General features: G+C 69.3%; 11 protein-coding genes. 5 read left to right on the top strand and 6 right to left on the bottom strand.

The genetic code is table 11. The features are described from left to right. Positions 1-44: 44 nt before the first annotated feature. From lysS to GF068_RS29095, 3 genes are read left to right on the top strand one after another with little or no spacing between them, the layout of a single operon-like run. Positions 45-1,643: a lysine--tRNA ligase gene (lysS, locus tag GF068_RS29085; protein ID WP_420814134.1), complete on the top strand. Its 1,599-nt coding sequence runs from the start codon at positions 45-47 to the stop codon at positions 1,641-1,643. After that, complete coding sequence (locus GF068_RS29090; RefSeq protein WP_153822747.1) at positions 1,640-3,334, top strand: ABC transporter permease; 1,695 nt, start codon at positions 1,640-1,642, stop codon at positions 3,332-3,334. The genes lysS and GF068_RS29090 overlap by 4 nt, the downstream gene beginning before the upstream one ends. Before the next feature lie 4 nt (positions 3,335-3,338). After that, entirely contained in the window at positions 3,339-4,100 is a 762-nt protein-coding gene (locus tag GF068_RS29095) for an ABC transporter ATP-binding protein (RefSeq protein WP_153822748.1), read from the top strand. A 23-nt stretch (positions 4,101-4,123) separates the two neighbouring features. On the opposite strand, the gene GF068_RS29100 is transcribed toward GF068_RS29095, so the two are convergent. The 6 genes from GF068_RS29100 to GF068_RS29135 form a co-directional block, all read right to left on the bottom strand. Continuing rightward, positions 4,124-5,023 (bottom strand): hypothetical protein, encoded by a 900-nt coding sequence (locus GF068_RS29100; protein ID WP_153822749.1) that lies wholly within the window; start codon positions 5,021-5,023, stop codon positions 4,124-4,126. Positions 5,024-5,114: 91 nt separating this feature from the next. Further along, positions 5,115-7,466 carry an MXAN_6577-like cysteine-rich protein gene (locus GF068_RS44470; RefSeq protein WP_206079578.1) on the bottom strand — a complete coding sequence of 784 codons (2,352 nt, stop codon included), beginning with the start codon at positions 7,464-7,466 and terminating at the stop codon, positions 5,115-5,117. 289 nt (positions 7,467-7,755) lie between these two features. Next, on the bottom strand, positions 7,756-9,750 hold the full coding sequence (locus tag GF068_RS29120; protein ID WP_153822750.1) for a GMC family oxidoreductase: 1,995 nt from the start codon (positions 9,748-9,750) through the stop codon (positions 7,756-7,758). 89 nt (positions 9,751-9,839) lie between these two features. Further along, complete coding sequence (locus GF068_RS29125) at positions 9,840-10,868, bottom strand: arginine N-succinyltransferase (RefSeq protein WP_153822751.1); 1,029 nt, start codon at positions 10,866-10,868, stop codon at positions 9,840-9,842. Positions 10,869-11,022: 154 nt separating this feature from the next. Next, entirely contained in the window at positions 11,023-12,069 is a 1,047-nt protein-coding gene (locus GF068_RS29130) for an SUMF1/EgtB/PvdO family nonheme iron enzyme (RefSeq protein ID WP_170319741.1), read from the bottom strand. A gap of 199 nt (positions 12,070-12,268) precedes the next feature. Continuing rightward, the gene (locus GF068_RS29135) at positions 12,269-13,156 is read right to left on the bottom strand and encodes a shikimate dehydrogenase family protein (protein WP_240807530.1); all 888 of its coding nucleotides are present in this window, start codon (positions 13,154-13,156) and stop codon (positions 12,269-12,271) included. Here GF068_RS29135 and lepB point away from each other — a divergent pair. Next, complete coding sequence (gene lepB, locus GF068_RS29140) at positions 13,122-13,889, top strand: signal peptidase I (protein WP_338046617.1); 768 nt, start codon at positions 13,122-13,124, stop codon at positions 13,887-13,889. The two genes, GF068_RS29135 and lepB, sit on opposite strands and share 35 nt — an antisense overlap. A 267-nt stretch (positions 13,890-14,156) precedes the next feature. Beyond that, positions 14,157-14,573, top strand: a complete 417-nt coding sequence (locus GF068_RS29145; RefSeq protein WP_153822753.1) for a hypothetical protein — start codon at positions 14,157-14,159, stop codon at positions 14,571-14,573. Positions 14,574-14,580 lie beyond the last annotated feature (7 nt).

A 14,580-nucleotide genomic window follows, 5' to 3' on the forward strand; every position in this document is an offset into this window, starting at 1 on the left:
CAAAAGGCGCAGCGCCGGCCGGGGAACACGCGGAGGAGACCCTCATCGCGGTTCGCAAGGCGAAGGCGGCGAAGCTCCGCGAGCGGGCCGAAAATCCCTTCGCGAACGACGTCACGTCGGGCGAGCCCCTCGTGGATCTCGCCTCGGCCCGCGCGCGCTTCGAGGGCGCGAAGAACGCCGCGGGCCGGTACGACGCCGAGAAGGTCGCGCCCGAGCCGCTCCGGATCGCGGGCCGCGTCCTCTTTCTGCGCCAGATGGGCGGCGTCTCGTTCGTGCGACTCCGTGATCGCACGGGCGAGCTCCAGCTCTACTGCGACGAGGCCGTGCTCGGCGAGGCCTACGCGCGCCTGCACGAGGAGATCGACCTCGGCGACATCATCGAGGCCAGCGGCACGGCCATGGCCACGCAGAAGGGCGAGCTCAGCGTCAAGGCGACGAGCTTCCGCCTGCTCACGAAGGCCTATCGCCCGTTGCCCACGAAGACGAGCTTCAAGGACGTCGAGGCGCGTTACCGCATGCGGTACGTCGACCTCGTGGCGAACCGCGAGGTCGCCACGGTCTTCCGGGCTCGTACGTTCATCGTCTCGGCGCTGCGCCGGTTCTTCGACGGCCAGGGCTTCCTCGAGGTCGAGACGCCCACGATGCACACGATCATCGGCGGCGCCGCGGCCAAGCCCTTCAAGACGCACCACAACACGCTCGACATGGAGCTCTTCATGCGCATCGCGCCGGAGCTCTACCTGAAGCGCCTCGTGGTGGGCGGCTTCGAGCGGGTCTACGAGATCGCGCGTTGTTACCGGAACGAGGGGCTCAGCACGCGGCACAACCCCGAGTTCACGATGCTCGAGTACTACCAGGCCTACGCCACGTACGAGACGCTCATGGACCAGACCGAGGCCATGCTGCGCGCCGTCGACGAGGCCCTCGCCCAGGTGCTGCCCGAGGAGCACGCGACGTGGGCGAAGGCGCGCACGTGGTCCTTCGAGAAATTCGTCCGGGTCCCGATGGCGAAGGCCATCGAGAACGCGCTCTCGCGCTCGGGTTTGCCCCCGGAGGTCGCGACGAACGTCGCCGCCGACGACGCGCCGATCAAGGCCTGGGCGAAGGCCGCCAAGGAGAAGAAGCGCGAGATCGACTGGGCGAACTTCCGCGCGGGCATGAAGAAATGCGACTCCGAGGGAGAGCGCGTCTTCTGCGCGTACGAGTACCTCGCCGAGCCGTTCCTCACGGCGGATTACCGCACCAGTCCTGGTGGGGACGGGTCGAAGAGCCTGCCCGTCTTCATCATCGACTACCCGTTCGAGGTCTCGCCGCTCGCGCGGAAGAAGGACGGGAATGGATCGCTGGTCGACAGGTTCGAGCTCTTCGTCGACGGCCGCGAGCTCTGCAACGCCTTCAGCGAGCTGAACGATCCCGAGGATCAGGACGCGCGCTTCCGGGCGCAGGTCGAGAAGAAGGCCAAGGGCGCCGAGGAGACGATGGACTACGACGCCGATTACGTGCGCGCGCTCGAGTACGGCATGCCGCCGACCGCGGGCTTCGGCATGGGCGTCGACAGGCTCACGATGTTGCTCACGGGCGCCGCGTCGATCCGCGACGTCATCCTCTTCCCCCTCCTCAGGCCCGAGGCGAGCGGCAGTTGAGCGCCGAGCAGGTCCCCTTCCTCGTCCTGCGTGTCCTCTCCGTCTCCGCGGCGGTCTGGCTCGCCGTGCTCGGCTTCCGGCGCCTGCGAGCGGGCTCCGCGCGGGGCATCGGCTGGCTCTTCGGATCGCTCACCGGGTTTGCCTTCACCGTGCTCTCGTACTTCGCGGCGAGGGCCCCGCGCGAGAGGTTCGCGCCGTTCAAGCTGAAGGACGAGATCGTCGGCTTCTCCGCGCTGCTCACGGGCGTGCTCTTCCTGGTCGCGGTGCTGGCCGCGCTCCTGCCGGTGATCCTCGACGTCCTCGAGCGCCGTGGCTTCAGCTCGTACGTGGGCGCGCGGCACGTGCGCGCCACGAAGAGCGGCTTTCTCACGGTGATCAGCGTGCTCAGCATGGCGGGCGTCGCCGTGAGCTCGTGCGCGCTCTGCTCCGTGACGAGCATCATGGGCGGCTTCGGCGCCGACCTGAAGCGCAAGATCCTGGGCAACAACGCGCACATCGTCGTCGACGTGACCAGGCCCGGCGGCTACGGCGACTGGGAGGACAAACTCGACGGCATCCGGCTCGCGGTCGCGCCGAAGGGCGGGGCGGCGACGCCGGTCGTGGCCGGCGACGCGATGGGCTCGTCGGCGTCGAACACCGCGGGCGCGCTCGTGCGTGGCATCGACACGAACACGATCGCGCAGGTGATCGACCTCAAGCAGAACATCGAGGTCGGCAACTTCGACTGGCTCGACGATCCGGACAAACTCGCGGATCTGCCGGCCGACACGATCATCGGGAGGGGCCCCGGGGGCGAGCCGTACTTCAAGGGGCCGGATCTGCGGGCCTCGGCGGACCTCGATCCAGCCGTGAAGGCGGCGCTGCGGAAGGACGTGAAGGTCCTGCCGGGCGTGATCATCGGCAAGGAGCTCGCGAAGAGCCTGCACGTGCTCGTGGGCGACGAGATCACCCTGCTCTCGCCGATGGGCGAGCTCGGGCCGATGGGCGTGATGCCGCGGACGCGCAGGTTCCGGGTCGCGGCGATCTTCTACAGCGGGATGTACGAGTACGACGCGACGCACGCGTACATCAGGCTCGACGTCGCCCAGAGCTTCTTCAGCATGGGCGACCACATCAGCCAGATCGACGTCCGCGTGCCGGATCCCGAGCGGGTCGCGGAGGTGACGCCGCTCGTCGAGGCCGCGGCCGTGAAGCTCAGCGAGGAGGGCAAGGAGCCGCTCCGGGTGCGCGACTGGGTGGAGATGAACAAGAACCTCTTCAGCGCCCTCAAGCTGGAGAAGATCGCGACGTTCATCATCCTCTCCATCGCCATCGCGGTCGCGAGCTTCTGCATCGTCTGCACATTGCTGTTGATGGTGACCGAGAAGGGCAAGGAGATCGCGATCCTGAAGGCGCTCGGGGCCTCGGACGGCGCGATCATGCGCATCTTCATGCTCGAGGGCGTCATCATCGGCGGCATCGGCACCGTGTTCGGCGTGGGCACGGCGTTTGCTGCCTGCTCGGGCCTCGCGCGCTTCGGCGTCCGGCTGGATCCCGAGGTGTATTACATCGATCGATTGCCGGTGAACGTGAACGAGGGCGACTACGCGATGGTCGCGGTCGCCGCGCTCATCATCTGCACGATCGCCACCCTTTATCCGGCCCGCGCGGCGTCGAGGCTCTCGCCCGTCGACGGGCTCCGGTACGAGTGAGCCCATGAGCGAGCCGCTCATCGTCATCGAGAATCTGCAGAAGTCCTTCATCCACATGGGGAGCAGGCTCGACGTGCTCCGCGGCATCGACCTCGTGATCGATCAAGGCGAGGTCTTGGCGATCGTCGGCCCCTCGGGCGCGGGCAAGAGCACGCTGCTGCATTGTATCGGCACCCTGGATCTGCCGACGAGCGGCAGGATCAAGCTCGCCGGTGAGCACCTCGTGGGCCTGCCGAGCGCGCGCCTCGCGGCGATCCGGAACCGCACGATCGGCTTCGTGTTCCAGTTCCACCACCTCCTGCCCGAGTTCAATGCGCTGGAGAACGTGATGATGCCCGGCCTGATCCAGGGCAAATCACGCAAGGAGATGGAGGGGCCCGCGACGGCGCTGCTCACGGAGGTGGGCCTCGCGCACCGCGTGACGCACAGGCCGGGCGAGCTCTCGGGCGGCGAGCAGCAACGCGTGGCCCTCGCCCGCGCGCTCGTGCTCTCGCCGAAGCTTTTGCTCGCCGACGAGCCGACGGGAAACCTCGATTCGAGCACCTCGAAGGCGATGCACGAGCTCTTCTTCGAGATCAACCGCAAGCACGGCACGACGATCGTGGTCGTCACGCACAACCCGAGCTTCGCCGAGTCGATGCCGCGCATGGTGACGGTGACGGACGGCAAGATCGAGAGCGACGTGCGGCGTGGCCATTCGCCATTCGAGGCCGAACGAGCCAAGGCGGCGGAGGCGTCCGCGGAGGCGCCGGCGGCCGAGGCCTAGGGTTTGGCCGGGTAAACCATTCCCTAGCGCTTCAATCCGGCCTTCTCCGCGATCTTCGTGCTCGATTGCGCCGCGCGCACGGGGGCCGAATACGGGTACATGATCGCGACGCCCTCGGTCGTGACCGTACGCGCGCCGTCGTCGCGCACGATCTCGAGGATCGTCGCGTCGTCGATCGTGGCCATCGCGGCCTGGATCGTGGCCAGGTCCTTCGCGGCGGGCACGTGCTTCGGCGTCCGGACCCCGCCGGGCAGGCCCATCACGTGGACCATGGCGGCGGCGGCCTCCTTCGCGTCGCTGCCGCGGAACCAGGCGCCGACGTCGCGGGTATCGAGGTGGCTGCAGCCGGCGTAAAGCGCGGCCCCGTCGGCGCTCGTCTCGCGGGCGATACGCTCGGCGAGCCCGAGGAATCGCTGGCGGCCGTCGAGCTCGAAAAAGAGACGCGCGTATCCCTCGGAGAACGCGATTTCCACCTCGCCTCGTGGCTCGTATCGCACGACCGTGACCGACCCGTCGTTCACCGCCGCGAGCTTCTCGTCCACGTCCGCGCCGAGCTTGTTGTTCTGGCTCGCGGCTTCGATCACCGGGTGCGTGACCATCTTGCCGCCGCTCGGCGCGAGCCACAGCCGCACCGTGAATCCCTCGAGCGGCATCGCGCCCCAGGCGCCGCCGGTCCAGAGCATCGTGCGCGCCGCCTCGCAGGCGCGGGCGAGCCGCTCGCTCCTTTGTTGAGGCGATTCGCTCGCCGGGTCCGCCGACCGGGCGGGCGCGGGCGCGGGCTTTCGGCGCAGCGCCGTCACCGTGATGAGCAGCATCATGCCAATGCCGAGGCCGATGGCGAGCGGGACGAACCGTGATGGCGGGGGGACGTCGGGCTTGGAAGGCCGCTTCGGCGCGCGCTTTCCGCGAGGGGGAGCCTGCATGGGCGGAGCTTACTCCACCCACGCAGGTCGGGGGAACCGCGCTCGTCCGGACCCGGGAGGTTTTTCCGGATCCGGACGGACGCTCATTGCATCAAGGGCAGGCCATGCCGTTGTTGCAGTCGTTCGGGCATTCCTGGCAGACGCCGCAGATGATGATCGCGTTGTAGTCCGCGACGCCGAACGGATGCGTCTGCTCGCACTGGACCTGGCATTGCACGTCGCCGGCCGGGCACATGTTGATGCAGGCCGAGAGCATGGTGCACTCCGGGTTGTTCAGGCAGATCTGCAGGTCGTCCTCGCAGATGCCGCCCATGGCCATCGAGCAATCGAAGCAGCTCTGGCAGTTGTTCTGGTTGTCGCAGCTCGCCGGGCAGCCGAAGGCCATCGGGTCGACGCCGCAGCTCGAGCCGCACTCCTGGCAGAAGATGCAATCGAGGATGTCGACGTACGTGTCGATCGCGTTCGGGTACTGCTGCGCGCATTGCTGCTGGCAGGCCTGGTCGCAGACGCCGCTCGCGGGGTTCAGGCAGTTGAAGAGGTCGACGCACTCCTGGTTGTTCGCGCAGGTCGCGAGCTCGTCCGAGCAGAGCCCGTCGAACGCGCATTGCTGGCAGGTGCCGCAATCGTTCAGCGTGTCGCAGCCGCCGGCCGGCTGGCAGACGCCGTCGTAGCAGGCGACGCTCGGCAGGCAGGCGTTGCCGCACATGCCGCAGTTCGCCTCGTCCGTCTGCATGTCGACGCACTCGTTGCCGCACTTCGTCGTGCCGGCCGCGCAGCTCCCGCCGCAGGTGCCGTTCGAGCAGACCTCACCGGCGGCGCAGGCGACGCCGCACATGCCGCAGTTGCTCGGGTCGAGCTGCGTGTCGACGCAGAGGTTCCCGCACTTCGTCGTGCCAGGGGCGCATTGTCCGGCGCACTGGCCGTTCGTGCAGACCTGGCCGGCCGCGCAGACGACGCCGCAGGCGCCGCAGTTGCCCGGGTCGCTCTTCGTGTCGACGCAGGTATTCGAGCACTTCGTCGTGCCGCCGACGCAGTTCAGGTTGCACTGGCCGGCCGCGCAGACCTCACCGGCGGCGCAGGCATTGCCGCACATGCCGCAGTTCGAGCCGTCGGTGCTGGTGTCGACGCACTTGTTGCCGCACTTCGTCGTGCCGCCGACGCAGTTGAGCTGGCACATCCCGTTCGAGCAGACCTGGCCGGCGGCGCAGGCGTTGCCGCACATGCCGCAGTTCGCCGTGTCCGTCTTGACGTCGACGCAGAGCGAGCCGCACTTCGTCGTCTGACCGACGCAATTGAGCTGGCACTTGCCGGCCGTGCAGACCTCGCCGAAGGCGCAGGCCGCGCCGCACGCGCCGCAGTTCAGCGGGTCGAGCGACAGGTCGATGCACTTGCCATTGCAGTTCGCCGTGCCGCCGACGCAGGCGAGCTGGCACATCCCGTTCGAGCAGACCTGGTCGTTCGGGCAGGCCGTGCCGCACATCCCGCAGTTCAGCGGGTCGACCGTGGTGTCGACGCACTTGCCATTGCAGTTCGTCGTGCCGCCCACGCAGGCGAGGCTGCAGGAGCCGTTCGCGCAGACCTCACCGGCCGCGCAGGTCTTGCCGCACATGCCGCAGTTCGTCGGGTCGATCGTGGGGTCGACGCACTTGCCATTGCAGTTCGTCGTGCCGCCGACGCATTGCGTGGCGCATTGGCCGTTCGAGCAGGCCTGGCCCGCCGGGCACGCCGTGCCGCACATGCCGCAGTTCAGCGGGTCGATCTTGGTGTCGACGCACTTGCCATTGCAGTTCTGGGTGCCGCCGACGCACGCGAGCCCGCATTGCCCGTTCGCGCAGACCTCGCCGGCCGCGCAGGCCGTGCCGCACATGCCGCAGTTCGCCGGATCGATCTTCGTGTCGACGCACTGGCCTTCGCAGTTCGTCGTGCCGCCGACGCATTGCGTGGCGCATTGCCCGCCGGAGCAGACCTCGCCGGCCGCGCAGGCCGTGCCGCACATGCCGCAGTTCGCGGGGTCGACCGCCGTGTCGACGCACTTGCCGTCGCAGTTCTCGGTGCCGCCTGCGCAGGTCAGGCCGCACATGCCCGCGGAGCAGACCTCGCCGGCCCCGCAGGCCGTGCCGCACATGCCGCAGTTGTTCGGATCGAAGTCCGTGATCGTGCAGGCGCCGTCGCATTCGGTTTGTCCGGGCGGACACGCGCTCCCGCCGCCCGCGCCGCCCTGGCCGCCCTGGCCGCCCCCGCCCTGGGCCATGCCGCCCTGGCCGCCCGTGGCGCCCGCGCCGCCGTCGCCGCCCGTGGCGCCGGAGCCGCCGTTGCCGCCGTTGCCGGTGGTGTTCGACCCGCCGTCGCTACACCCCGTCCACGAAGCCACGGCGAGGCTCATGAAAGCCGCCGTGAGCGCCCATCGCCACCCCCCGCGGGGGGATTGCGCCTTGTTGCTCATCGTTGTTGAAACCTTCCTGTAAGCAGCACAACTGCGATTTCAGTGTCATTTCCGTCCGCTGCGGCACGGTCGTCCGCGATCGTCGGCATTGCGGCCGCGCTCGCGGGCTTTTCGAGGCGGCCATGCCGCAGTCGGGAAGGAAGTGATCCGCTGGAATCGCCCCGGGGACCGTCCCTCGGGCGACCGACCTTACCACTGCCCGGACGGACAAGGAAGCGTTCGGGCGGCTCTTGGGCGGACGAGAAATGTCCGAAATTCAGGAGAGGCGTCTGTTAAAGCGGCATTTTATCTAGCCAAGCCGCTGGTGCAGGATCTCAGCCGCGCGCAAGGCCATCGCCATGATGGTCATCTGCGGGTTCACGCCGAGCGAGGAGGGGATGGCGCTGCCGTCGCATACATAGAGGCCGGCGACGTCGTGGGCCTCGTGGTCGGGGCCGAGGCAGGAGCGGGCGGGATTCGTGCCGATGCGGCAGGTCCCGAGGGGGTGGTACGCCGTCACCTCGATGTCGCCCGGCTGGATGCGGCTCGACCGGAGGCGGTCGAGGGCCTGCTTCGAGCTCACCTCGTCGTGCCCCGCGACAAAAGGCAAGACGCGGCGCGCGCCGGCGGCCTGGAAGACCTCGCAGAGGATCTCGACGCCGCGCTGGAGGAGCCGCGTGTCCCGCCCGTTCATGCGGTAGAGCGGGAGCGGCCGGCCGCCGGGCCCGGCGCGGACCTCGCCGCGGCTATGGTCCTGGATCATGAAGCCGAACGTCGCGAGGTACGGATATTTCTCCATCAGCTCGACGTACCGCGGCCCCGACCAGGGCACGCCGAGCGCGGCCACGTCGAAGGGGAGCGAGCCTCCCTCGAAGAGCAGGCCCTCCTCGGCGAACTGGTCGATCGAATACCCTTGCGGGATCCCGTTCCATTGGTCGACGCGGTCGTCGAAGAGCGCCATGACCTTCGAGGCCGGGTGGATCGAGAGGTTTTTCCCGAGCATCCCCGAGGAGAGGCAAGCGCCGCTCCTGCGCAGGAGCAGCGGCGTCATCAGCGTGCCGCCGGCGACGACGACGGCGTCGGCGCGGACCCGGAGGCGCGGCGCGCGGCCGTCCCGGCGTTCGGCGCCGAGCGTCGCGGTCACGCCGCGGGCGCGGCCGGCCACGATGTCCACGAAATCGACACGCGCGGCCGTCACGAGCTCGGCGCCTTTGGAGAGCGCGGCGGGCACGTAGCTCACGTCGGTGGATCGTTTCGCGCCCGTGGGGCAGCCGAAACAACAGATACCCTGTCCGTCGCAATCGGGGGCGTTGCGGTTCAGGGCGTGGTGGTGGAGGCCGAGGTGCTCGGCGCCGCGTGCGATGATCCCGGCGATCTTGCCGAGGTGGAGCGGGCTCGCGGGGGCGACGCCGAGCATCGCCTCGACGCGCTCGTAATAAGGGCCGAGGCCCTCGGGCGAGAAATCGCCGGGCAGGCCGTGGTGATCGCGCCAGTAGGCGAAGGTGCGCGCCGGGGCGCGGTAGCAGGTGCCCGAGTTGATGACCGTGCTGCCGCCGACGGCGCGCCCGGCCCATACCGGGATGTTCACGTTGCCGCCGAGCGCGACGGTCATGCCCTTGTCGCGATAGAGGTCGCGATAGGCCCTGGAGGGCCGGCCGTTGAAGCTCGAGCGCCTGTGGTAATGGCCCTCCTCCAGCAAGAGCACGGCCCGCCCGCGCGAGGCGAGCTCGTAGGCCGCGGCGGCGCCGCCCGCGCCCGTGCCGACGACGACGACCTCGCATTCGAGGTCGAGATCCGCGCTCACGTCGCGCCCGTCGGTCACCCGGGCGAGCCAGCGGGGGTTCTCGTCGCGCACCGTCTCGAGCTCGTAGCGGCAGCCGACGTGGCGGAACATCTCGGGCCGGTCGAAATGCATGGCCTTGAGCGGCGTGAGCAGGACGCGGAGGACCTCGCGGATCGGCAGCAGCCGCGATTGCTCGAAGCGCTCGAGGGCCGAGAGGCGCTCTTCGGGGGCGAGGGCCGAGAAGGGGCGGCGCTTCGTGGGGACCGTGGAGAGCTCGACGGCCCAGAGGGCGGCCTGGAAGACGCGGATCGCGTCCCGGGGGATGTCGGACAGGTAGCGGACCGTGGCCTCGGCGGTCTTGCGGCCGGCGCCTTCGAGGAAGGCGCCGGGGGGGATGGCGGCCTCGGCGACGGCCGTGAGGATGTCGAGCTCGCGCGCGGAGAGCCACGCCTCGTGGCCGGCCTGCGCGGGCTGTGCCTTGGGAAGGGGGACGGAGAGCGAAGGCTCCGGGTGAGCGACCATGCTTTGGCTCCCTTGCGTACTAAAAATTCTGTAGCGAAAGAACGCTCAGAACACAAGGGGGCGAGCACGGCCGTCGCGCGGGCGAGCCCTCACTCGATCGGCAGGATGATCAGCGGGCTCGAGTGGTGCAGGTTGAGCGTCTCCCAGGCCTCGTCGTCGACGGCGACGCCGCGGGGGCCTTCGCGCAGGTGGCCGAGCACGGCGCGGAAGAAGGGCGGCTCGGGCATCTCGACGGCGAGGATGCCTTTGCGGTCGCCCGGCACCGGGGAGTAGGGGCGGTCGGCGCGGGTGCGCTTCGTGTCGGCGATGAGGGAGATCTCATCCATCCGCGCCGTGTAGTGCGGGCCGCCGTCGAAGGGGTCGACGCGGTGGGCGTACCGGAAGCCGATGCGGCGCAGGAGCTTCTCGACCCCGCGCGTCTGCAGGCCGGTCTTGCCGATGACCTTCTGGGCCTCCTCGGACATGAGGGTCGCGTGGATGACGCCCTCGGGGAAGAGGCCCTTGATGAACTCCTTGTTCTTCTTCGAGAGCCGGTCGGCCTCGCCGTACGTGAGGCCGGTGAAGCGCCGGCCGAGGGCCTCCCAGAGGTGGCTCGTGCCGTCGGGCTCGAGCGGGGGCATGAGCTCGGCGAGGATCTCCTGCTGGAAGAGCTCGCGGTGGGCGGCGAGGTAGAGGAACCGGACGTACGAGATGAACGTGCCGAGCCTGTCGGTGCGGCGGTACTCGGGCATGATCACGAGGCCGCCGATCTCGGTCGGGCCGTCGTACGAGTAACCGATGCGCAGGAGCGTGTGGTAGAAATGCCGGTCGATCGTGGCCGAGTACCGCTCCTCGTCGATGACGTCGAAGTAGATGTAGGGCGCGCCTCGCCGGCCGAGCTGGGCGATGATCATCGACGTGCCGATGATGTGCTCCTTCTGCCGGTCGATGAGGACGAAGACGTACTGCCGGAGGCGCGGATCCTTGATCTCGCCGGTGAAGCTCTTGTGGGAGAGGCTCACGATCTCGTGAATCTCGTCCCGATCGTGCGGCAGGTTGACCGAGTTGAGGTGTCGCGCGACGCGGAGCATTTGCTCCTCATCACCGAGGGTGGCGGCGCGGATCTCGAAGGGCAGCATGGGAAACGGGGGTCGGGGGCGGTTGGGCTCGGCTCGTCCGAGCGTAGCGGCGGCCCCCAGCGGCGCGAAGCCTAGATGGGCGAGCGACCTTGGGCCACCGGCGACGGCAACATGCGAAGCCGGCCCCGCGGAGACTGTACCATCGGTGTATGCGTTAGCCCGAACAGCAGGCGCTGGTCCAGTTCTCTCCCATGTCCCGTTTCGTGCAGCCGTCCCCCGCGATGACCGGGTTCCGGCTGTAAAACGTTCCGCCCTCGTAACGATAAGCGGCCGGGTGGCCAGCGTAATGCGCCTTGCAGTCGTCGTCGAAACGCGGGGTGCGGGTGCGATGGACGGGGGCGGGGGAAGCGGGGGCGTCGGGCGTGGCCGTGGAGGCCCCGGCGGGGCTCGTGGTGGCCTCGGCGCGGGCCGGAAGGACGACGCCGCGGAGGGAGCAAGCCTTGCCGTTCCAGGAGCGCCCAGGCTCACACAGCGGCTCGCCCTTCACGCGGACGCAGGCGCCGCCGCGCGCCTCGGTGTCGGGGGGGCAGGTGAGCGGGGTCTGCGACTTGGCGCATCGCACGCCGAGGGAAGCGCTCCACTTGTGGGGCTCGTACCGGTTGCGGAGGGCCGTGCGTAGCCACTTGGGGAAGCGGCGGCTCCAGCTCCCGCCGCGGTAGACGCGGTGGGTGCCGGTGGTGGCCACGTCGGGGTAGGGGCCGTAGACGGTGGAGGTCCATTCCCAGACGTTGCCCGACATGTCGTGCAGGCCAAAACCACCGGCGGGGAAGGAGGCGACGGGGCAGGAGCCTGGGTGGTCGTAGCAGGCGTGTTTTTCGTCGGGCGGGTCGTCGCCCCAGGAGAACTTGTGGTGCTCGTTGCCGCTTCGCGCGGCGTACTCCCACTCGCGCTCGGTGGGCAGGCGCTTCCCGGCGAAGGCGCAGTAGGCCTCGGCCTGGTGGAAGTCGATGCAACTGATGGGGTGGTTTGCCTTGTCGGGGGCGTCGCCGGGGCAGAAGGACTCGCCGGTGTGCGCGGGGGTGCAGGCGCCGGCGGCGACACAGGCGCGGTAGGCGGCGACGGTGACCTCGGTGCGGTCGAGGTAGAAGCCGGCGAGGACGACCTCGTGCATCGGCTTCTCCTCGGGCAACCCCTCGAGCGCGCGCGAGCCCATGAGGTAGATGGCCGGCGGGAGGGCGATCATGCCCTCGGGCGGAGGCACGGGCGCGGGAGCGGAAGCGGTCGCAGGAGCGGTCGCGGGAGCGGCAGCGGTCGCGGTGACGTGTGTCGACGCGGGTGCAGGTGCAGGGGGCGTTTCGGTGCTGCATCCGAGAGCCACGGCGGCGAGCAACGGAAGGAGCAGGACCGGGCGATCCACGGCGCGGAGCATGCCGGAGGGCCGCGACGGTCTGCAAACAAACTCAGCCGAGCCGCGCGATCTGCTCCCGCAGCGCCGCGTCCATCGCGTCGAGCGGCGCTCGCTCGCCCGTGTAGAGCTCGAACTGCCGCGCCGCCTGGTGCAAGAGCATACGCCCGCCGTGGATCACGCGCGCGCCGCGCCGGCTCGCCGCGCGCACGAGCGCCGTCTCGATCGGCTTGTACACGATGTCCATCACCACGAGCCCCGGGCGCATCGCGTCCTCGGGCACGGGGGTTTGGGGGCGCAGCTCCGCTTGTCGGAGCGGAGCCCCCAAGCGTTGACCAGCGCTTTCGGCGGCGATCTCACCCATGCCCACCGACGTCGCGTTCACGACGACGTCGTACCTCGCCGCGTGCTTCGCCTCGTCCGCGCCTCGCGCGCTTCCACCGACCTCGGCGGCGAGCGCCTCGGCCTTGTCGAGGCTACGGTTCGCGACGACCACCGCGGCCCCTGCGTCCGCGAGCCCGTGCGCCACGGCGCGCCCGGCGCCGCCCGCCCCGAGCACGAGCGCGCGCGCGCCCTTCACGGGACCGAGCTCCTCGAGCGCCCGCACCGCGCCCACGCAGTCGGTGTTGTACCCGCGCAGGCGCCCGTCCTCCTGCACGACCGTGTTCACCGCGCCGATCCGCGCGGCCAGGGGATCGATCTCGTCGAGCAGCGGCATGATCTCCTGCTTGTACGGCATCGACACGCCGAGCCCGCGGATCCCGAGCGCGCGCATGCCCGTGATCGCGCCGCCGAGGTCCGTCACGCGGAACGGCACGTACGTGAACGGCAAGCCGAGCGCGCGGTAACCCGCGAGGTGCATCGCCGCGCCGAGCGAGACCGGATAAAGCGAAATCGATCCACAAAGCGTGAGCCGCGCATCGGGGGCCTTCGCGTTCGTCATGCGCGCAGGCTGGATCGGCCTCGACCGTGATGCTACCGAGCAGCACGCGATGGCCTCGTTCGAGCCTTCCCTGACGCTCCCCGAAGAGGAAGCAGAAGCGCCCGTCGCCTCGCGACGCAAGCGCCTCTTCGCGATCCTGTTCAAGCGGGCGTGCAAGATCCTCGCCCTCGTCGTGGTGCTGACGGCGGCGCGCGCCTCGCTCGCCGACCAGTACCACGTGCCCACGGGCTCGATGTGGCCGACGATCGAGCCCGGGGATCGCATCTTCGTGGTGAAGGCCGCCTACGGCCTGCGTATCCCCTTCACCGAGGCCTGGCTCTTCCACCACAAGAGCCCGCGCCCGGGGGACGTCGTGGTCTTCGCGGATCCACGCGGCGGCGCGATCCCGCTGGTCAAGCGCGTCGTCGCCACGGCCGGACAAACCGTGGCGGTGAAGCGAGGGATCCTCTACATCGACGGGCGTCCGCAGCGCATCGAGCGCCTGCCGGACGGCCGGTTCCTCGAGCACCTCGGCCCGCGCGCGCACGAGTCCGGAGGTCGTGACTTCGAGGACTTCGGCCCGGCGGTGGTGCCCGCCGATCACCTCTTCGTGATGGGCGACAACCGCCCCGCGTCGCTCGACAGCCGCGTCATGGGCACGGTGCCGAGCGCGCTCGTGCGAGGGCAGGTGCTCGGGGTGATCTTCCGGGGAGAAGGGTTCGATTGGGAGAGGGTGTTTCGGTGGATCCGGTGAAAACGCGCCTTGCGCGTCATTGTCCTTGACAAGGCGACAATTCCATGTGCGCACATGGCGCTCGCTCACCGTCTGGAACGTGAAGTTCTGGAGGAGAGTGGGGCGTCGGTGGTAGCGTGCTCACGAACGTTCGGTTGGTCCGAGCGTGGGAGTGGGCTGGCCATGAGTGTGTGGGATTCGGTGCGGAACGCGGTCGACCGAGTGACGGGCAGCTCCGCGCATCTGTCGATTGCAGTTGACAGGGCTGTGGTCCGACCTGGGGAGGACGTGAAGGTTCACGTCGCGGTCAAGAGTGGCCCTTCGAAGCTCGAGGCGCGCGCGCTCGTGCTGGAGATCGAGGCGCTCGAGGTCATCGATCTGCCGAGGCACGCGAACATGGGCAACGTCATTGAAGATTTTACGCAGAGCGTGACGGCGAAGCCCGGCCGCCCTCCGCCTCCCAAGCCCGGCCCCACGGTCAACACCGCGAAGACCTTCGAGGCGACCATCACCATTTGCCCGGGTTTGTCGCTGAACGCCGGCGAAGAGAAGAAGTTCGACGGGCGCTTCCGTTTGCCCACGAACGTGCAGCCGACGTACGAGGGGAAGTACACGAAACATCACTGGCGATTCCGCGCCCGGCTCGACGTCTTCGGGACCGACCCGGATACGGGATGGCATGCGTTGCGGGTGCTCAGCGCGTAGCAGCCGG

The organism is Polyangium spumosum (assembly GCF_009649845.1).
Classification (GTDB): domain Bacteria; phylum Myxococcota_A; class Polyangia; order Polyangiales; family Polyangiaceae; genus Polyangium; species Polyangium spumosum.

Bases quoted from the DNA above. Each gene is read 5' to 3' on its own strand.
- GF068_RS29095 (WP_153822748.1), top strand. From the start codon at position 3,339: ATGAGCGAGCCGCTCATCGTCATCGAGAATCTGCAGAAGTCCTTCATC.
- GF068_RS29125 (WP_153822751.1), bottom strand. From the start codon at position 10,868: ATGCTGCCCTTCGAGATCCGCGCCGCCACCCTCGGTGATGAGGAGCAA.
- GF068_RS44470 (WP_206079578.1), bottom strand. From the start codon at position 7,466: ATGAGCAACAAGGCGCAATCCCCCCGCGGGGGGTGGCGATGGGCGCTC.
- GF068_RS29120 (WP_153822750.1), bottom strand. From the start codon at position 9,750: ATGGTCGCTCACCCGGAGCCTTCGCTCTCCGTCCCCCTTCCCAAGGCA.
- GF068_RS29100 (WP_153822749.1), bottom strand. From the start codon at position 5,023: ATGCAGGCTCCCCCTCGCGGAAAGCGCGCGCCGAAGCGGCCTTCCAAG.
- GF068_RS29135 (WP_240807530.1), bottom strand. From the start codon at position 13,156: ATGACGAACGCGAAGGCCCCCGATGCGCGGCTCACGCTTTGTGGATCG.